This window comes from Mycobacterium sp. 2YAF39 (assembly GCF_052114565.1).
Taxonomy (GTDB): Bacteria; Actinomycetota; Actinomycetes; order Mycobacteriales; family Mycobacteriaceae; genus Mycobacterium.
Map to the genome: position 1 here is coordinate 1 of NZ_JBFREZ010000027.1, position 2088 is coordinate 2088.

Sequence of the window (2088 nt, forward strand, 5' to 3'; positions counted from 1 at the left end):
GGTCGGTCGGTGACTTATCGCGAGCTTGATGAGGCTGCTGATCGGTTGGCGCGGGTGTTGGCCGGGTGTGGTGCGGGTCCGGGACATTGTGTGGCGCTGTTGCTTCCGCGTTCTGTTGAGGCGGTTGTGTCGATTCTGGCGGTGCTCAAGTCTGGTGCGGCGTATCTGCCGATCGACTCGTCGGTTCCGGATGCGCGGTTGGAGTTTGTGCTTGCTGACACCGCGCCGGTGGCGGTGGTCACTGTTGGGCAGTTGGCTGGGCGGCTTGGCGGGTATGGCGGTGTGGTGATCGACCTCGATGATCGGGGTGTCGATGTCGATCCCGGGATCGTCTTGGCGACACCGGCTCCGCAGGACATCGCCTATGTCATCTACACCTCGGGTACCACGGGTGTGCCCAAGGGCGTCGCTGTGACTCACCACAACGTCACCCAGCTGATGGCGTCACTGGATGCCGGTCTACCGAACCCTGGCGTATGGCCCCTGTGCCACTCGTTGGCGTTCGACGTCTCGGTGTGGGAGATCTTCGGGGCGCTGGTTCGTGGCGGGCGACTGGTGATCGTTTCGGAGCCGGTGGCGAGCTCACCCGAAGATCTCCACGCGCTGTTGGTCGCGGAACAGGTCGACATACTCACTCAGACCCCTTCTGCCGTAGGAGTTTTACCGCACGAGGGCCTGGAGTCGATGGCGTTGGCGGTGGTCGGTGAGGCCTGCCCGGCCGACGTGGTGGAGCGGTGGGCGCCAGGACGAGTGATGGTCAACGCCTACGGTCCGACCGAGACCACGATGTGCGTGGCGATCAGTGCGCCGTTGATGCCCGGGACGGGTGTGGTGCCGATCGGTGACACGGTGCCTGGGGCGGCGCTGGTCGTGCTTGACAAGTGGTTGCGGCAGGCGCCCCCGGGTGTGGTCGGTGAGCTGTATGTGGCCGGTCGTGGTGTGGGAGTGGGGTATTGGCGACGGTCTGACCTGACGTCGTCGCGGTTTGTGGCATGCCCGTTCGGCTCGTCGGGGTCGCGGATGTATCGCACCGGCGATCTGGTTCGGTGGGGTGACGACGGTCAGCTGCACTATCTCGGCCGTGCCGACGAGCAGGTGAAGATCCGCGGTTATCGCATCGAACTCGGTGAGGTCCAGGCCGCGCTCGCCGCGCTCGACGGCGTGGAACAGGCGGCGGTGATCGTTCGTGAGGACCGCCCGGGCGACAAACGACTCGTCGGCTACCTCACCGGGTCCGCCGACCCGGCCGAGGTGCGCAGTGTGTTGGCTGATCGACTGCCCGCCTACATGATTCCGGCGATGGTGGTGGTGCTGGACGCGCTGCCATTGACGGTGACCGGCAAGTTGGACACGCGCGCCCTGCCTGCGCCTGAATACCGGGACGGCGAGCGGTACCGCCCCCCGACGAATGCTGTCGAGGAGATCCTGGCAGGCGTCTTCGCACAGGTTCTGGGTGTCGAGCGGGTTGGGGTCGACGACTCGTTCTTCGACCTCGGCGGCGACAGCATCTTGTCGATGCAGGTGGTGGCGCGGGCTCGGGCAGCGGGCGTGTTGTGCCGGCCGCGTGACATTTTCGTCGAGCAGACCGTGGCCGGGCTCGCCCGGGTAGCCGATGTGATCGACGGTGAGGGGGGTCCCGTCGATGAGGGCATCGGGCCTGTCGCGGTCACTCCGATCATGGGTTGGTTGCACGACGTCGATGGCCCGGTCGACGAGTTCAACCAGACCCTGGTGCTGCAGGCTCCGGAAGGGGTGAGCCGGCCTGACGTCCAGATCGTGGTGCAAGCGCTGCTGGATCGGCACGCCATGTTGCGGTTGTGCCTCGACGACGACGGGGGCTGGTCACTGACAGCGCCCGGGCCTGGCTCGGTAAACGCCGGTGATTGCGTGCATGTCGTCGAGGCGTTGACTGACGAGGCACTGACGGTCGCGCGGTCGAGGTTGAACCCGGCTGCTGGTTCGATGCTCAGCGCGTTGTGGGTGACCTCGACGAGCCAGCTGGTGTTGATGATTCACCATCTTGCTGTCGACGGGGTGTCGTGGCGAATCTTGTTGGAAGATCTCAACATTGCCTGGGTTCAGCATCAC

The 2088-nt window shown here is 65.5% G+C and carries 1 protein-coding gene; it reads left to right on the forward strand.

The window, feature by feature from the left end:
* Positions 1 to 2088, forward strand: a 2088-nt coding sequence (locus AB4Z42_RS28300; protein ID WP_442012563.1) for a non-ribosomal peptide synthetase, incomplete at both ends; no start/stop codon positions are given.